This is a genomic window from Butyrivibrio sp. AE2032 (assembly GCF_000702965.1).
Genome location: NZ_JNLF01000003.1, coordinates 385,075 through 399,120, shown reverse-complemented (window position 1 = coordinate 399,120; position 14,046 = coordinate 385,075). Strand labels below are relative to the sequence as shown.

Sequence of the window (14,046 nt, the reverse complement as noted above, 5' to 3'; positions counted from 1 at the left end):
TGAGAACCGCCCCCGCTTTTAGGAAATGCGCCGGTAGTAGGCTCCGTTCTGGGCGATCTGGCCCTTGCAGGTCATATCCATTAGGGTGGTCATTAGGGTTGGGACAGTGGTGTCGCGGCCCTTTTTATATAGTTCCTCTAGGATGAAAGAGGTGGAGACGGGGATGATGTCTACGATGCCGAGGATATCATCTTCCATGGTGGGCTCGTGATGAGGTGAGTCAGCTGTTTCACAGTCTTCAATAATCTCAGGACTGTCGTTTTCGGATTCGTTCGCGGTCTTCATGCCAGTAATGCCATTGCAAGCTTTTTTTTCTCCTTCAGAACTTTTGTTGGCAGGGCTGTAGCCCCCTCCTGAAACCTGCCACAGCCTTTCCAGGACATCTTCTACACTGATGGCGACGCCGGCACCCTGGCTGATGAGATAGTTGCAGCCGTCACTTAGTCTGTCGGTTACTCTGCCGGGGACTGCAAGGACTTCACGGCCCTGCTCAAGGGCTGTGTCTACGGTTATTGAGGTTCCGGATTTTTGCCTTGCTTCTACTACAAGCAGAATGTCGGATAGGGCGCTGATGATTCTGTTCCGCATAGGGAAGAACCTGGATATGGGCTGGACTCCCGGCGGGAATTCTGAGATAAGGCCTCCATTTTCAGGAAGGGCTTCAAACACATCCCTGTTTTCCTCAGGGTAACATATGTCTACGCCTCCTCCAAGAATTGCGAAACTCTTCCCTCCTGCTGAAAGAGCTGCGTGCTGTGCAAGGCCATCGATTCCTCTTGCCATTCCGCTTATGACCTGCACTCCTGAAAGAGCAAGGCCTCGTCCAAACTGTCTTGCCATGTACCTTCCGTAATCTGAGCACATGCGGGCTCCGATAATTGCTACGGATGGGACTTTAGGATCCGGAAGTTCACCCTTTACGTAAAGACCAAAGGGCTGATCAGGAATGTGCCTTAGTTTATCAGGATATTCCGGATCAAGGATCGATACAAAGCGAACCTGCTTCTCTTCAAGCTTCTTTTTTTCCTGTTCAAAATTCCATTCCAGTCTGGATTTTTCAAGGCTGGTTCTCTGTTTTTGTGAAAGGATAGCCGACAGTTCTTTTGCTGATGCCGTATAGGCCTCCTTGCAGGTCATTCCGCTCTGGGTGAGTGCGATAAGTGTTTTATTGCCGATGCCTGGTACATTTGAGAGCCAGTGGGCATAGTCTTTTTCGAGTAATTCCATATCTTATTCCTCCATCTGATGCCAGTATTTTCCGTCTGTAATTCTGTAGCTCACGGCTTCCATAAGGTGGATCTGCATGATGTTTGCTGATCCGTCCAGGTCTGCTATTGTTCGGGCGACCCTCAGGATCTTGTGATAGGCTCTGGCGCTGAGTTCCATGGTGCAAAAAGCATGCTCTAAGTAGGCTTCTTCCTTGGGACCAAGCTTACAGTACTTTTCAATATCCTTTGGTGTCATCTCGGAATTGAACTTTATTTCTGTGCCTTCAAATCGCTGTTCCTGAATTTCTCTGGCTTTAAGGACACGCTCTCTTATGGCGCTGCTGGGTTCATTAGCGCTTTTGGTCTTAACTGCAAGGTCAGCAATGTCCACTCTTGGGGCTTCTACGCAGATATCCACCCTGTCCAGGATAGGACCTGAGATGTGGCCAAGATATCTTTTGATATCATTTGGTGTGCACTTGCACTTATTCCTGTCAGGGTAGTAGCCACAGGGACAGGGGTTCAGAGCACCTACTAATTGGAAGTTGGCAGGATAGGTGTATGTTCCACGGTTTCTGACGATGTGGACCTTTCTATCCTCTATGGGCTGGCGAAGGAGATCCAGCTTGGACCTTGGAAATTCAGGCATCTCATCCAGAAACAGCACACCTCTGTGGGCGAGGGAAATGATTCCAGGTCTTGGAATATTGCCACCTCCAATTAGGGCAGTGTCAGTGACTGAATGATGTGCGCTCATAAAGGGACGTCTGGTGATCAGGGCATCTTCCTCGCCCATCATCCCGGCAACTGAATAGATTGTGGATACCTCCAGGCTCTCTTTTAAGGTGAGGGGCGGAAGAATAGTGGGGATGCGCTTTGCCACCATGCTCTTTCCTGCGCCGGGAGGACCGATGAGCATGATGTGGTGGAAGCCCGCTGCAGCTATTTCAGCAGCTCTTTTAACTGCTGCCTGACCGTTGATATCTGCAAAATCCAGGGTTTCATCAAGGTACTCTGCGTCCTCGAAAAGCTTTTTTACATCCACCTGTGTGGGTTTTATAAGGCTGTCGCGGTCGGAGTCAAGGGCATTTAGGTAAGTGACTGTCTCCTGCAGAGTATCAACGCCGATGACCTTTATGCCCTTTACTACAGCGCCTTCCTTGGCGTTTGTCTTAGGGAGAATGACCATTTTGTAGCCTGCTTCCCTGGCTTTTGAGACGATGGGGAGAGTACCTTTTATGGATTTCACCTCGCCATCAAGGCCAAGCTCACCAAGGACTACTGTGTCTTTTAGGGCATCTGTACGGATCTCGCCCATGGCTGCCATGATGCCAATGGCGATGGGAAGATCGATCACAACGCCGGTCTTTCTGATATCTACAGGAGACAGATTGATAGTGACCTTTGCGGCTGGGATCTTTGAACCTGCGTTTTTCAGGGCAACCTTAACTCTGGCCCCTGCTTCCTTAACCTCGCTGCTCATAAATCCAACCATATTAAAGCTGGGAAGACCGTCTGAAACATCCACTTCCACCTGCATAAGGTAAGAAGCAATGCCATTAACAGCTCCCGAAGTAACTGAACTGAACATTTATTTTCCTCGTTTTCATTTATTTGTTAGTAGATATGAATTGCGCTACCTTCGCGGCGTCTGCAGAACCAGACGTCAGTAGCAATGACGGGCTTTCGCCCACCTGGTGCGTGATAACACGCGTATAGAGTATAGAATAAAAATCGTTTTGATTGTAGCACAGGTTTTTCAGAAAATCTAGCAAAAAATTCTTTACAACCACAAGCTATTGTGATATTATTTCCCTTGTCGGTGCGAAAGCCCGGAACTAAATAGGGGAATCATACAATGGCTAGTATCACGGTCTCCAAAACCGTTCATGCGGGTTCGAATCCTGCTTCCCCTGCTCTTAAAGAAAAGACTGGAATCCAGATAATTACTGGAGTTTCAGTCTTTTTTGTTGATAAAAATCTTTTGTTGTAAATGTCTGTTTTAGTTCAAAAAAGTACGTTTTGAAACAGTAAATTTAGGGTGATTTTAGGGTGGTAAATCGCTTGTCAATCGTATTAAAAAAGATTATTTGAACTTGTATTTGCTTCTATAATGCATAATATTTTTCTTGTAGGCAGGCTTTAGCGTAAGAAGCCAATCCTCTGCTTCAACTAATGCACCGATAATAGATGTAATTCTCACAGAGTATTTTAATGAATAGCGGCTTTCGGCTTCCCATCTGGTATACTCATTTGCATTTTTGACAATCTTTTTGGGGACTGAAATGCCATATTTTACACAGTGATCTTTGATAAGCCTATCCAAGTCATGGATATATAATTCCTTCACTCCATTTGTTTGCTTGTTATAGATGCAATATTTCAACATTTTTTCAATTGCCTGTTGAACATGATATGAAGCAAGATTCTTCATGTCTTTAAGTCCATTATTACTCTGGTAATTACATATTGCCTGTCGAGCCAACACTAAATCGGACAATGATTTTGTAAGATATTCTTCAAACATTCTTAAAAATAATCTTCCCTTTCGTTAGTATATCTCTGGCTACAAACTCTTTGCTTTTATCAAGAGCTGCCTGAGAATTAAATGTCAGGATATCATAGTCTTGATCTTCGTTTATCTTATAGAGTTTAGTCTTGAAGTCATCATACGACTTCGATCTAAACAATCTTGACCTTGTTACATTACTCACAATAGCAAGATCGATGTCTGACCGTTTAGTGCATCTCTTTTCCAGAGATGAGCCAAACAGATAAATAGTATCAATTAGCTTACATTCTGCTGCAATCTTGATTATTTCCTCGATAATATCCTTTTTTATGTCCGCAACTCCAAAAGAGTCACCAACATTATTCTTCATTGTTACAATATTGCACATGATAACTCCTTTCATCGCAAACAATAGTCTAAAAAGGGTAACCAAGTCATCTTATTGCTATGATATTGGCAGTTCTTGATGATGTCTTGGTAGAATTATAATAACAAAAATAGGATGGCATTTCCACCATCCCATCATTGTCACAACTAGTAACAGTCTTTTAAAACTATCTATAGAACTGGATGAGAATACTTATTTTGATGTCCCAAGACCATCGCAGCAAAGTGAAGATCTATCAGCATATCTTGAATACTTTAATGATCCAAAAAACAGAAGAAATACCATTATCACACTAATCTTGTAATATATTATTATTCTTTTGTGTCCAATACCTTTATTCTCCTACTTTACTCCATCCGAATATCCATAAAATATCTGTAACAAAATCAGGATCTGAATTCGTTTCTAAAGCACTACTTACTATTTCGTCAAAAGTTAAATCTCTTAATAAACCACAATCATAATGACTTCTTCCGTTTTCATAATATTCTTCACCATTAAACCACCATCCGTTACTTGGTTTAGATGTGTTGTTAACTTGTGAGTTATTAACTTGTGCGTTAGTGCTTGAATTATTCTGATTTGTTGTATTAGAACTATTACCTACAGATACCGAAGAATTGTTATTTGTAACAGCAGATGTTTCTTCACTTGCTACTTTAGTATTTTCTTTACTGTCAGTATCACCGGTTTTCTTTTTATCAGCTGTTCTGGTATTAGTTGAGTTCTCTATAGCTACATAATCGTCAGGCTCCTTGGTATTCTGATTCTCTTTAAAACCTGTAGCTATAAGATTATCAAGATTGTTCTTCCTTTCCTGAGATAATCCATCAAGAGCATGTTCACTGTAGCTTTCTACGGAATTAAGCACAATTACCTCATCAGTATTTTGGGGAATACATAGCAATTTTGTATAATCCTTGGTATATAAACATCCTTCATATGATGCATAGAAACGGTTTCTGCTATCAACATTGATATAGCTGAGATTCTTGAGCTTAGAAAAGGATCCATCTAGTATAGCAATTACATCATATCCTATTTCAACTTTTTCAATATTTTCATCAAATGTATTAGATGTTACAATCAGGCCGCTATCTGTTTTTTCATATTTTGCTGATTCGTTTTTGGCATTGGCTAATATTCCAAACTGACTGATGGGCAGAGCTAAAGTGCATAATAAGCATAACGCTGTTGATAGTGTGAATTTTGTTATTCTTTCCGGTAATCCCATATAAATACCTCCTCGTATTGCTACTGTTTGTATAGATTACCACTAAAAAGTATACAGTATGTAAACTATCTATAATATTATAATGATTAATTTATAATAGTATTATTAACATGCAGAATTATCAGGCAATATCATTTATTGGAGCCGCTAAAGACTTATCCGAAAATGAAATTGTTGATGTTGTTGATTATGATGAGACACCAGATTGCTTTAAGGAGTATATGTAATGTATTGGGAACTATAGGTGAATGACATCAAAAATCCAAATAAATACTGAATTGTTTGCGAGGCGGACTGTTCAAGTCCACCTCTTGCTACTAAAAAAGGAAAGCAGTTGCTTTCCTTTTTTTGTATCTGTAATTAAAATATGATGTACTCAACAAAGGTTTATGATAGCAGGCTAAGCACCCCCTGGTTAGTTTGGTTTGCCTGAGCCATCATAGATACACCCGCTTGTTCAAGTATATTCTTCAAAGAAAGCTGGACCATTTCTTTAGCCATATCAGTATCTCTGATTATTGATTCAGATGCCTGTGTATTTTCTGCCGTATTAGTCACGTTCTTATATGTATGTTCAAGACGATTCTGCTGAGCACCTATATTGGATCTGAGTGATGATACTATTTCTGTCGCCCTTGAAGTCGCTTCTATTGCTTCGCCAGCTCCTTCTTCAGTTGTTACATCCAACCCAGTCATACCCAGTGTATCTGCATCCATAGTTCCTATGGTAATAAACATACCATCACCTACCTCAGCTCCCGATTGGATCCAAAGATTCAGGTTTTCAGACTCGATTTCTTGCTTATTTTCTGGATCTGATGGATCTTCAGGTGGAACTTCTGGATCGGGAACTATAGGTATCTTTACCTCAATTGTTTCTGCTATTACATCATGTTTCATGAAGATTGGTATATTCTCTATTTTGTCTATAACGCAACTATTATTTGCACTTGACTGTGCAGCTATAGTCTTGTTTATCGACTGACATGTTTTGTACACTGGTTTCACTATATCTTTATCATAAAACGTGTATGTGAATACTGCTGTATCACCAACAATTCCAACCTTCGAGCCACTCAATGAATCAACAAATTCCTGGAAGCTATAAGGTGTTCCCGCTTTAACATCCTCTCTTGTATCATGTAATTGCAGTCTTAAATAGGACCCTCCCTGAGTTTTAAACTCTAATTCTATACCTTCTCCGTTGAAATTTGGATCTTTTCTGATGGTATCAAAGTATTCATGCAATGCATTCATTGATTCATCAGTAATAGTAAATCCATTACTGGCATTGTATAAATAACCCATTTTATTATTTGAATTGAGTATATTGGCTCTAAAATTCATATCATGAGTTGACGCTGGAACATTAACAAATTGAGCAAATGGTAACCACCTTGCGTCCGAATCTTCTGGCGCAAAGACTATAGGAGGATTATCCAAAGATGCATCGGTAGGGTTTTCAAAATACAACACTCTATTTAATTCAGAATTAGAGCTCCCGCTTTTAAAACTAATCTGAGAGAAATTACCGGTTAAATCAAAAATAATTTGCTCGTTATCTATGGTCTCTGCATATTCAGCCTTGGTAAAACCTTGTGTTATGTTAAGCTCAAATTCTATACCGTTAGAAGCATATGTAAGTTTTTTGGATGCGGAATCCAATCCCATATCTTCCCAGGATTTTTTTTCTGTTTTGTAAGCCGGCGTGTTACCATCTCCAAACTGTAACCATACTCCATCTTCATCTGCTCTTACGAACATTTTATTCCCAACATTTCCCATCTTGTTCACATCATCAGGTGTAAATGTACTTTTAAATGCCACCTGATTAATTGGTGTACCATAATTCACATTACGGCTTGTACTGGTAATTATCTGCGTTGGAATCGTGTTTATTATTTCTGAAAAATCAGCGGTATTTTTTGAGCCAATTGTCAGACTGTAAGTAACATCATCATAAGTAAGAGAATATGATTCATTTTGTAGGTTATTTTTATCCAAAGAATTACCATTTTTATCGCGAAAATTGTCCCAGGTAATAATTTGTCCATCTATTACAAGTCCGTTGTCTTGTGCACTAATTCGTATTTGCCTACTGGTTGCTCCTTCCTTTTCCTGCATGAATGCCGACATCGAATAGTACAATCCTGAATCAAGAGGCACTATTTTTGTAGACCAGCGTAAACCATCAATAGCACTTGCTACTTCGGAAGCTTCTAATTTTTGATCTATGTCAAAATTAATATTCATTCCTCCAAAGCTAAAAGAATAGCTTCCAGTTTTAACATCTGATAGATCGATTGAATTTCCATATATATCTTTAACCGAATCCCAACCAATGCTATCTTATCCTATCCTTATACCGGATTCATTGGCTGAAACAGTGTATGTACGATTCTCTTTAACTTCAGGAATTCCAGTAATGGTTATATTCAACTGCTTCGGTGTATATATATCTTTTTCTACTGTCTCATATTCTATTCTGTATTGAGGCTCTATTGATGGACTAGGCGCAGTACCTGTCCCAGTGGAGGCTTGTCCTGAATTTTCTATACTTTTTATATCCAAGTTGCCTCTAAATAGCTTTCTTTCATTAAATGTAGTTGTATCTGAAATTCTATTGATTTCAGACATTATTTGGTTCACTTCCTGTTGGATAGCCTCCCGATCCTCTGTCGAATTTGTTCCATTAGCCGCCTGTATAGATAGTTCTGTCACTCTATGAAGCATGTCATGGACTTCGTTTAAGGCACCGTCAGCTACCTTTAGGAGGGATATTCCATCTTGTGTATTTAGTGCACCTTGATTAAGTCCTCTGATCTGCCTTCTCATCTTTTCAGAAATAGCGAGACCAGCTGCATCATCAGCAGCTCTGTTTATCCTATAGCCTGACGATAATTTTTCTGATGATTTAGCTTTGGAGTTTGTTGTTATATTAAATTGTCTCTGGGCGTTCATTGCCGTCAAATTATGACTAATTACCATTTAGACACCTAATTGCAATATAATGCTACACTTTGTACTAGTAATATCGGCATAACGATACATTTTATTAACATTTATATTCTCATTCTGCTACGTATTGTAGAAATTTAATTTCAAAGTCTTCCTATACTGAGTCTAAAAGGACGGTATAGATATGAGGGATTCATTATTATCAAAACGACTAAGAGAGTTACGAAAGGTTTACAATTATACCCAAGACGATGTAGCAGAAGTTCTTCAGACTTCAAGACAGACATATTCTCACTATGAAACAGGTTTGCGAAAGCCATCTACAGAATCTCTATATAAACTTGCAGGATTATACGAAATTTCTGTAGAAGATCTTTTAAAACTATCTATTGAACTAGATGAGAATGTTTATTTTGATGCACCCAGACCATCTCAGGAAAGCGAAGATCTTTCTGCGTACCTTGAATACTTTAATGATCCTAAGAATCAGAAGAAGTACCATTATCACACTAATCTTGAAAAAGAGATTTTGTATTATTTCCAGAAACTATCTGATTTAGATAAAAAGGAAATTATAGAATTTACAAAGATCAAGGCGAAGAAATTGAGAGACTAACATTGATTGAAGCAACATGACCTTTATGGTATATTTTAATCAAGAAGGAGGTTTTTGTTATGGCATACGCAGAACTGATAGAAGAAGCCAAAAAGCTTTCTGAAGATAATATTCCTGAAGTGATTGATTTTATAAGATTTCTTAATTCTAAACAGGATAATAAAAAAGAGCGTCAATCTAATCTGCTTAGGGGAAAATTAAAATATATGGCAGATGATTTTGATGAGACACCAGATTGCTTTAAGGAGTACATGTAATGACACTAATAGACACACATACCCTTATCTGGTTCATGTTTGATGATACACAATTGTCAGACAAGGCATTAAGCACCATCAAAACAGAAGATAAGGTTTACGTAAGTATTGCTTCTTTATGGGAGATAGCTATTAAGCAATCCATTGGCAAACTGGATATTGAAGTTACTTCTGTTGAACTTGCTGATAAATGCTCTGAAGCCGGAATAGATATCTTATCAATTACTCCCAAGCAATTAGATTATATATCTAAGCTGCCAAGCATTCATAATGATCCGTTTGATAGACTTATTATTTCACAGGCAATTACAGAAGGTTTGTCCCTTGTAACCAAAGATGAAAAGATTGCCAAATATGATGGCGTTAATGTGATATGGTAATTAAATCCGCTTAAGGTATTACCATAAAATAGCATTGGTTAAGAAGTGGTTAAATTCAAACCAAGGAAGATGCTCGATTCTCCTTTCTTTCAGTATTTGAAGGGATCAGGCCTTCGGGTTCGAATCCTGCTTCCCCTGCTCATTGTGAAAAAGTCTGAAAACCACTTGTTTTCAGGCTTTTTTCTTTGTTTTTGTTCGTACAGTTTTTTTATACGAACCATTTTTTACATGTGGCAAAAAATTTTCAAAAAAATTTGAAAAAGCGAAACTATGTTGTTCCTAAGAATACAATATATTTACATTCCGAGCTGAATATCATATAATATTAAGCACACAAAATCACGCTTTTTCGAATGCAGAGAGGTGGCTGGGTATATGAAAAAAACTAAAGAGAGAATAATTTCGGTTGTTTCAGTTGTTGCACTTTTTGTTTCACTTTTTATGGTGATTCCGCCTGCACAAGCTCAGGAAGTAAGCGCTGTTTCGGAGGTTACTATAGTCGGAACAATTGTAAATACAAGAGATTACTATAACGTGGATGGGGCAGTGTGTGCATATGCCTTCATTCCTGCAACGCTTACCACTGTTTCTGTTGGCGGAAAGAATGTTGATCTTACAGTCTGCGGCGCAGGAACGATGCCGGCTTTGGGAACAAACGATCTTAGCGGTTTGGTGGGAGTTACAAGAGCATATACAGGAAGTGTTGGCAAAAGTAATACGGCGCCCTTTAAGTATTCCTTCGGTATTTCATCCTATGCAGATACACCTGCACCGGATTATGTTTCCATTATGAAGGCTCACCTGGAAGGGCTTGGATACATAAATGTTGTTACCTATTCAGATGTACCTGGAGAAGTTTTTGCCCAGGCAGACACCACAGATTTCAGAGGCAACTTCTATTTCTTTATGCACAATGGTGTATGGGGAGAGATCAGCGCAGTTGTAGCTAATGCAGATCATACGGGGTCTGAACTTGAATATGGCTGTCAGATACCCGCCTCCGGAGGCTTTGCTAAAGCCCAGAAGGTTGCTACTATCTTTGCTCAGTATAATTCCGGCGCCATAACAAAAGATGCCGCTCAAAAGAGTCTTAACTCACTGCAGTGAATGCAATAATGAAGTATTGAAGAAAACGTTTATAAGCCTCAGGCTCGTAGCCTGGGGCTATTTTTGATATAATTGATATTAAGAATAATGGAGGACGAAAAACCATGCATGACATTCAGGATATCAAAAGGTTCTATAGAAAAAAAGCATTCCTAATCTTTGGCATTATCATTGTAAGCATGCTGGCATATATCCTGCTTCTGCTATTGCAGATGCAGTCTGAAGCTGTTGAAAAACAGGAAAGGAGCAACAGAAGGTTCTTTTCGTCCGCCTCATCCTATCTGAACAGCAACGCCAAGGAAATAACTAATCTCATTGAGGATTATCACATCAACAACAACATAATGCTGGATAACCTGGTAGAAGCTTTCTCGGACTTTAACTACAGGAGGCTGAGAGCTCTTTCTGTAGAAGAACAGGCTGAGCTTCTTCATAGTGCATCTGTTAGTATGGAAAACTGCGCTTGGCTTCTTATTGTAGACAGGAACGGAAATGTTCTTATATCTGACACCGCTTCAAACGTCGGACAAAACATAGTTGAAGATACCGGCAACGAGATGACGATGGAAGAGTTTGTGAACTTATGCAAAGATGACACAGACTATATTGTAATCAGTAATCCGTATGGTGATGAGGAAGGATATTCGGGAGCCCAGCTGTATCTGTACTGTGAGGCTATTCCGGGAACCTACGATGCAGATGGAGTTAAATATATCCTTCTTGCTTTTACATCTCAGATCATCGATACCATGGAGGATACCTTGGAGGATATGTCTTCATGGGTAAACGACTCCATAATAATCAATGGTGGAACAGCTATTGTATCGGATGCTTCTAAGGACGTAGTTATATATGGCTCCTTTAATGGCAGAGATATGCTTGGCTCAGTGGCATCAGAAATTGGTTTAACTCCCGAGGTCCTGACCGGGGGATACAAAGGAGAAGCTAAGATTGATGGCGTTTCCTGCTATGTATCAACCAGGAAATTCTCATCCGAGCTTTATGGTAATGAAATGCTCATTACCTGCGTGACTCCCATGAAGAATCTGTATTCCATCAATATGTCTGTTGTATTTTGGAACATATGTCTTTTTGCCATAACCCTTTTTCTGATGACTGCCTATGCTTCCTATATTCGCGGTGAGGTCATCAGAAAGGGGGAAAGCCTGAACAAGAAAAAGTTCATCAGATTCAGAGGAAGAGATATCTTTTACAGCCGTACTCTTTCAAGAAAGATAATTCCAATAGTCCTTACCATGGTTGTGCTTTTGTGGGGAGCAGTTACCTACTACCAAACCCTTATCATGCTCTCTGATACCTTCTCGGATACTGTATCCATTGAACAGGATATTATGCTGGACATGCAGAACAGTAGAAACCTTCAGAAGGAATTTAAGGACTATTACAACATGCAGTATACCAGCAGGGGCGAGCTTATTGGCGTGATCGTCTCTCTAAACGGAGATAAGTACCTTAATGCAGATAAGAACGTTAAGGCCATAACTAAGACCCAGAACAGTGACACTTCAGAACAGGGTAACAACACAGATGCCACCTCCAAAAATGTGATCTATGTACTGAACAATTCCAAGGCACTTCAGGATCTCAGGGTCAACAATGATGTGGTGAATATCTCCCTTCTTTCTGATCAGGGGTACACAATGGCAACTTCTTCCAATTACTGGAATCTGACTCTGCCTTCAGAGCCTTCTGAGGAGTTCTATGGATTTTGGGATGTTCTAAGTGGAAAGAGTGATCATTATATTGAGGATGGAAAAACGACTGATGAAGGCACGGTTTCTAAATATGTGGGATGTCCCATGTATTACTATACTTACACCGATGATGATGGGAACACCGTTTTTGCCAACTACATTGATTACATGAACAGGGATGAGGATGAACAGGAAAAAGAGATTACTCGTCATAGGGGACTCATCCTGATAGAAGTCCTGGCACAGGAAATCGACTTTATATTGGACAGCGCCAGACCACAATATGTGCTGGAGAACACCATTATTTCCGGCGGTTTTCTTACAGGCTATTCCTATGATGAGGAAAAAGATGATTATAAAGTCTTTTATTCTCAGAATCCGGAATTTGAAGACCAGTATGCAAAAGAGCTGGGAATCTCGGCAGAAGCATTTAGTGGCAACTATAACGGATTCCACTCCTATGATTCTGAGATGTATCTTGAGAGCTTCAGACAGGGCGAAGATTATTTTATATCCACTGCCATGTCTGTAAGCGAGCTGTATAAAACCAGCCTGTTGTCTGCAAGGATATGTACGATATATGCTCTTGCGGCAATGCTGCTGATAGGTCTTTTGATGATATTTGTAAGTGATTCCGGAGAATCAAATTTGTATAAGGATAGCCAGGATCCCTTTGCGTTATTTGGAAAAGGATTACAGTCAGAGGGATGGAATACCAGGACATCAGCCCAGAAATTTGAGGAGATAGTAAAGAACAGTCTTTTGCTTGTGGGAATCATCTTCCTCCTTGCAATGGCCAGGGAGGGCTACAGACTCGGAGAATACTCTGCACTGGTGTACATTGTAGGCGGACAATGGGATAGAGGCCTGCATATCTTTTCCGTTTCTGCATGTATTTTGATAATAATCGTTTCAGCAATTCTGATCAGCATTTTTGGAAAAGTGGCTCACCTTATGGCGGAAGCATTTGGAAGCAGGGTTGTGACCATGATGCACATGATCATCGCCCTTATCAAAACCGTGGCAGCTGTGCTGGTAGCCCTTTACTGCCTCTATATCATAGGAATTGACGGTAGAAATCTTCTGGCATCTGCAGGAGTCATGTCAGTGGTTGTAGGTCTTGGAGCCCAGAGCCTTGTGGGTGATCTGCTGGCTGGAATCTTCATTATTCTTGAGGGCACAATCCGAGTAGGCGACATCGTCACGATAAATGGAATCAGGGGAAAAGTAATAGATATAGGACTTCGCACCACGAGATACGAGGATGCTAATCAGAATATCCGGGTGGTGTGTAACAACGAGCTAAAGAACTTCACCAATATGTCCATGAAGTACTCGGTGGTATTCTTTACAATTCCGGTGTCTTACGATGCTGATATTAACAAGATCAAGGAGCTTCTCAATAGTGAATTTCTGGCATTATATGAAAACAATCGTTTTCTTAAGGGAATCCCTGTTTGCCAGGGCATAGATGATTTTGGGGATAGTTCTATAACCTTAAGGATTAAATTCATGTGCGAAGAAAGTGACAGGGGGCGTGTGATGGGGTTCATGCGCAATGAGATCAGGAGGATCTTTGTCGAGAACAATATTTCTATCCCGTACAATCAGCTTGATATACATGTTGAGTATGTTGACCAGGAATCTTTATAACATTAACACTTTAAATTG

12 protein-coding genes and 1 tRNA gene are annotated in these 14,046 nt (G+C 40.0%); 6 read left to right on the top strand and 7 right to left on the bottom strand.

The window, feature by feature from the left end:
- Positions 1 to 18: 18 nt before the first annotated feature.
- Complete coding sequence (dprA, locus tag BO18_RS03465) at positions 19 to 1,227, bottom strand: DNA-processing protein DprA (RefSeq protein ID WP_051688474.1); 1,209 nt, start codon at positions 1,225 to 1,227, stop codon at positions 19 to 21.
- A 3-nt stretch (positions 1,228 to 1,230) separates the two neighbouring features.
- A complete protein-coding gene (locus tag BO18_RS03460; RefSeq protein WP_034443623.1) occupies positions 1,231 to 2,799 on the bottom strand; it encodes a YifB family Mg chelatase-like AAA ATPase in 1,569 nt (522 codons plus the stop codon).
- 253 nt (positions 2,800 to 3,052) lie between these two features.
- Between BO18_RS03460 and BO18_RS03455 the strand changes: the two genes are divergently transcribed.
- A tRNA-Trp gene (locus tag BO18_RS03455) sits at positions 3,053 to 3,124 on the top strand.
- Between the two features lie 170 nt (positions 3,125 to 3,294).
- Here the strand turns inward: BO18_RS03455 and BO18_RS03450 are convergent.
- From BO18_RS03450 to BO18_RS03430, 5 genes are all read right to left on the bottom strand, one after another.
- Positions 3,295 to 3,735, bottom strand: coding sequence for a HEPN domain-containing protein (locus BO18_RS03450; protein WP_034443621.1), 441 nt, complete (start codon positions 3,733 to 3,735; stop codon positions 3,295 to 3,297).
- Positions 3,728 to 4,108 carry a nucleotidyltransferase domain-containing protein gene (locus BO18_RS03445; RefSeq protein WP_013280164.1) on the bottom strand — a complete coding sequence of 127 codons (381 nt, stop codon included), beginning with the start codon at positions 4,106 to 4,108 and terminating at the stop codon, positions 3,728 to 3,730. The genes BO18_RS03450 and BO18_RS03445 overlap by 8 nt, the downstream gene beginning before the upstream one ends.
- A 334-nt stretch (positions 4,109 to 4,442) precedes the next feature.
- Positions 4,443 to 5,342, bottom strand: coding sequence for a hypothetical protein (locus BO18_RS03440; RefSeq protein ID WP_034443618.1), 900 nt, complete (start codon positions 5,340 to 5,342; stop codon positions 4,443 to 4,445).
- Between the two features lie 387 nt (positions 5,343 to 5,729).
- Positions 5,730 to 7,595 (bottom strand): flagellin, encoded by a 1,866-nt coding sequence (locus BO18_RS36140; protein ID WP_051688473.1) that lies wholly within the window; start codon positions 7,593 to 7,595, stop codon positions 5,730 to 5,732.
- Positions 7,596 to 7,691: 96 nt separating this feature from the next.
- Positions 7,692 to 8,330 carry a flagellin N-terminal helical domain-containing protein gene (locus BO18_RS03430; protein WP_051688472.1) on the bottom strand — a complete coding sequence of 213 codons (639 nt, stop codon included), beginning with the start codon at positions 8,328 to 8,330 and terminating at the stop codon, positions 7,692 to 7,694.
- A gap of 154 nt (positions 8,331 to 8,484) precedes the next feature.
- On the opposite strand from BO18_RS03430, the gene BO18_RS03425 reads away from it, so the two are divergent.
- From BO18_RS03425 to BO18_RS03405, 5 genes are all read left to right on the top strand, one after another.
- The gene (locus tag BO18_RS03425; protein WP_034443615.1) at positions 8,485 to 8,916 is read left to right on the top strand and encodes a helix-turn-helix transcriptional regulator; all 432 of its coding nucleotides are present in this window, start codon (positions 8,485 to 8,487) and stop codon (positions 8,914 to 8,916) included.
- A gap of 59 nt (positions 8,917 to 8,975) precedes the next feature.
- A complete protein-coding gene (locus tag BO18_RS03420) occupies positions 8,976 to 9,173 on the top strand; it encodes a DUF2281 domain-containing protein (RefSeq protein ID WP_034443613.1) in 198 nt (65 codons plus the stop codon).
- Positions 9,173 to 9,553: a type II toxin-antitoxin system VapC family toxin gene (locus BO18_RS03415; protein WP_034443612.1), complete on the top strand. Its 381-nt coding sequence runs from the start codon at positions 9,173 to 9,175 to the stop codon at positions 9,551 to 9,553. The genes BO18_RS03420 and BO18_RS03415 overlap by 1 nt, the downstream gene beginning before the upstream one ends.
- Before the next feature lie 375 nt (positions 9,554 to 9,928).
- Positions 9,929 to 10,660: a hypothetical protein gene (locus BO18_RS03410; protein ID WP_034443610.1), complete on the top strand. Its 732-nt coding sequence runs from the start codon at positions 9,929 to 9,931 to the stop codon at positions 10,658 to 10,660.
- A 104-nt stretch (positions 10,661 to 10,764) separates the two neighbouring features.
- On the top strand, positions 10,765 to 14,028 hold the full coding sequence (locus tag BO18_RS03405; RefSeq protein ID WP_034443608.1) for a mechanosensitive ion channel family protein: 3,264 nt from the start codon (positions 10,765 to 10,767) through the stop codon (positions 14,026 to 14,028).
- Positions 14,029 to 14,046 lie beyond the last annotated feature (18 nt).

Coding starts and splice junctions, on each gene's coding strand:
- dprA (WP_051688474.1), bottom strand. CDS start 1,227: ATGGAATTACTCGAAAAAGACTATGCCCACTGGCTCTCAAATGTACCA.
- BO18_RS03460 (WP_034443623.1), bottom strand. CDS start 2,799: ATGTTCAGTTCAGTTACTTCGGGAGCTGTTAATGGCATTGCTTCTTAC.
- BO18_RS03450 (WP_034443621.1), bottom strand. CDS start 3,735: ATGTTTGAAGAATATCTTACAAAATCATTGTCCGATTTAGTGTTGGCT.
- BO18_RS03445 (WP_013280164.1), bottom strand. CDS start 4,108: ATGTGCAATATTGTAACAATGAAGAATAATGTTGGTGACTCTTTTGGA.
- BO18_RS03440 (WP_034443618.1), bottom strand. CDS start 5,342: ATGGGATTACCGGAAAGAATAACAAAATTCACACTATCAACAGCGTTA.
- BO18_RS36140 (WP_051688473.1), bottom strand. CDS start 7,595: ATGAATATTAATTTTGACATAGATCAAAAATTAGAAGCTTCCGAAGTA.
- BO18_RS03430 (WP_051688472.1), bottom strand. CDS start 8,330: ATGGTAATTAGTCATAATTTGACGGCAATGAACGCCCAGAGACAATTT.
- BO18_RS03425 (WP_034443615.1), top strand. CDS start 8,485: ATGAGGGATTCATTATTATCAAAACGACTAAGAGAGTTACGAAAGGTT.
- BO18_RS03420 (WP_034443613.1), top strand. CDS start 8,976: ATGGCATACGCAGAACTGATAGAAGAAGCCAAAAAGCTTTCTGAAGAT.
- BO18_RS03415 (WP_034443612.1), top strand. CDS start 9,173: ATGACACTAATAGACACACATACCCTTATCTGGTTCATGTTTGATGAT.
- BO18_RS03410 (WP_034443610.1), top strand. CDS start 9,929: ATGAAAAAAACTAAAGAGAGAATAATTTCGGTTGTTTCAGTTGTTGCA.
- BO18_RS03405 (WP_034443608.1), top strand. CDS start 10,765: ATGCATGACATTCAGGATATCAAAAGGTTCTATAGAAAAAAAGCATTC.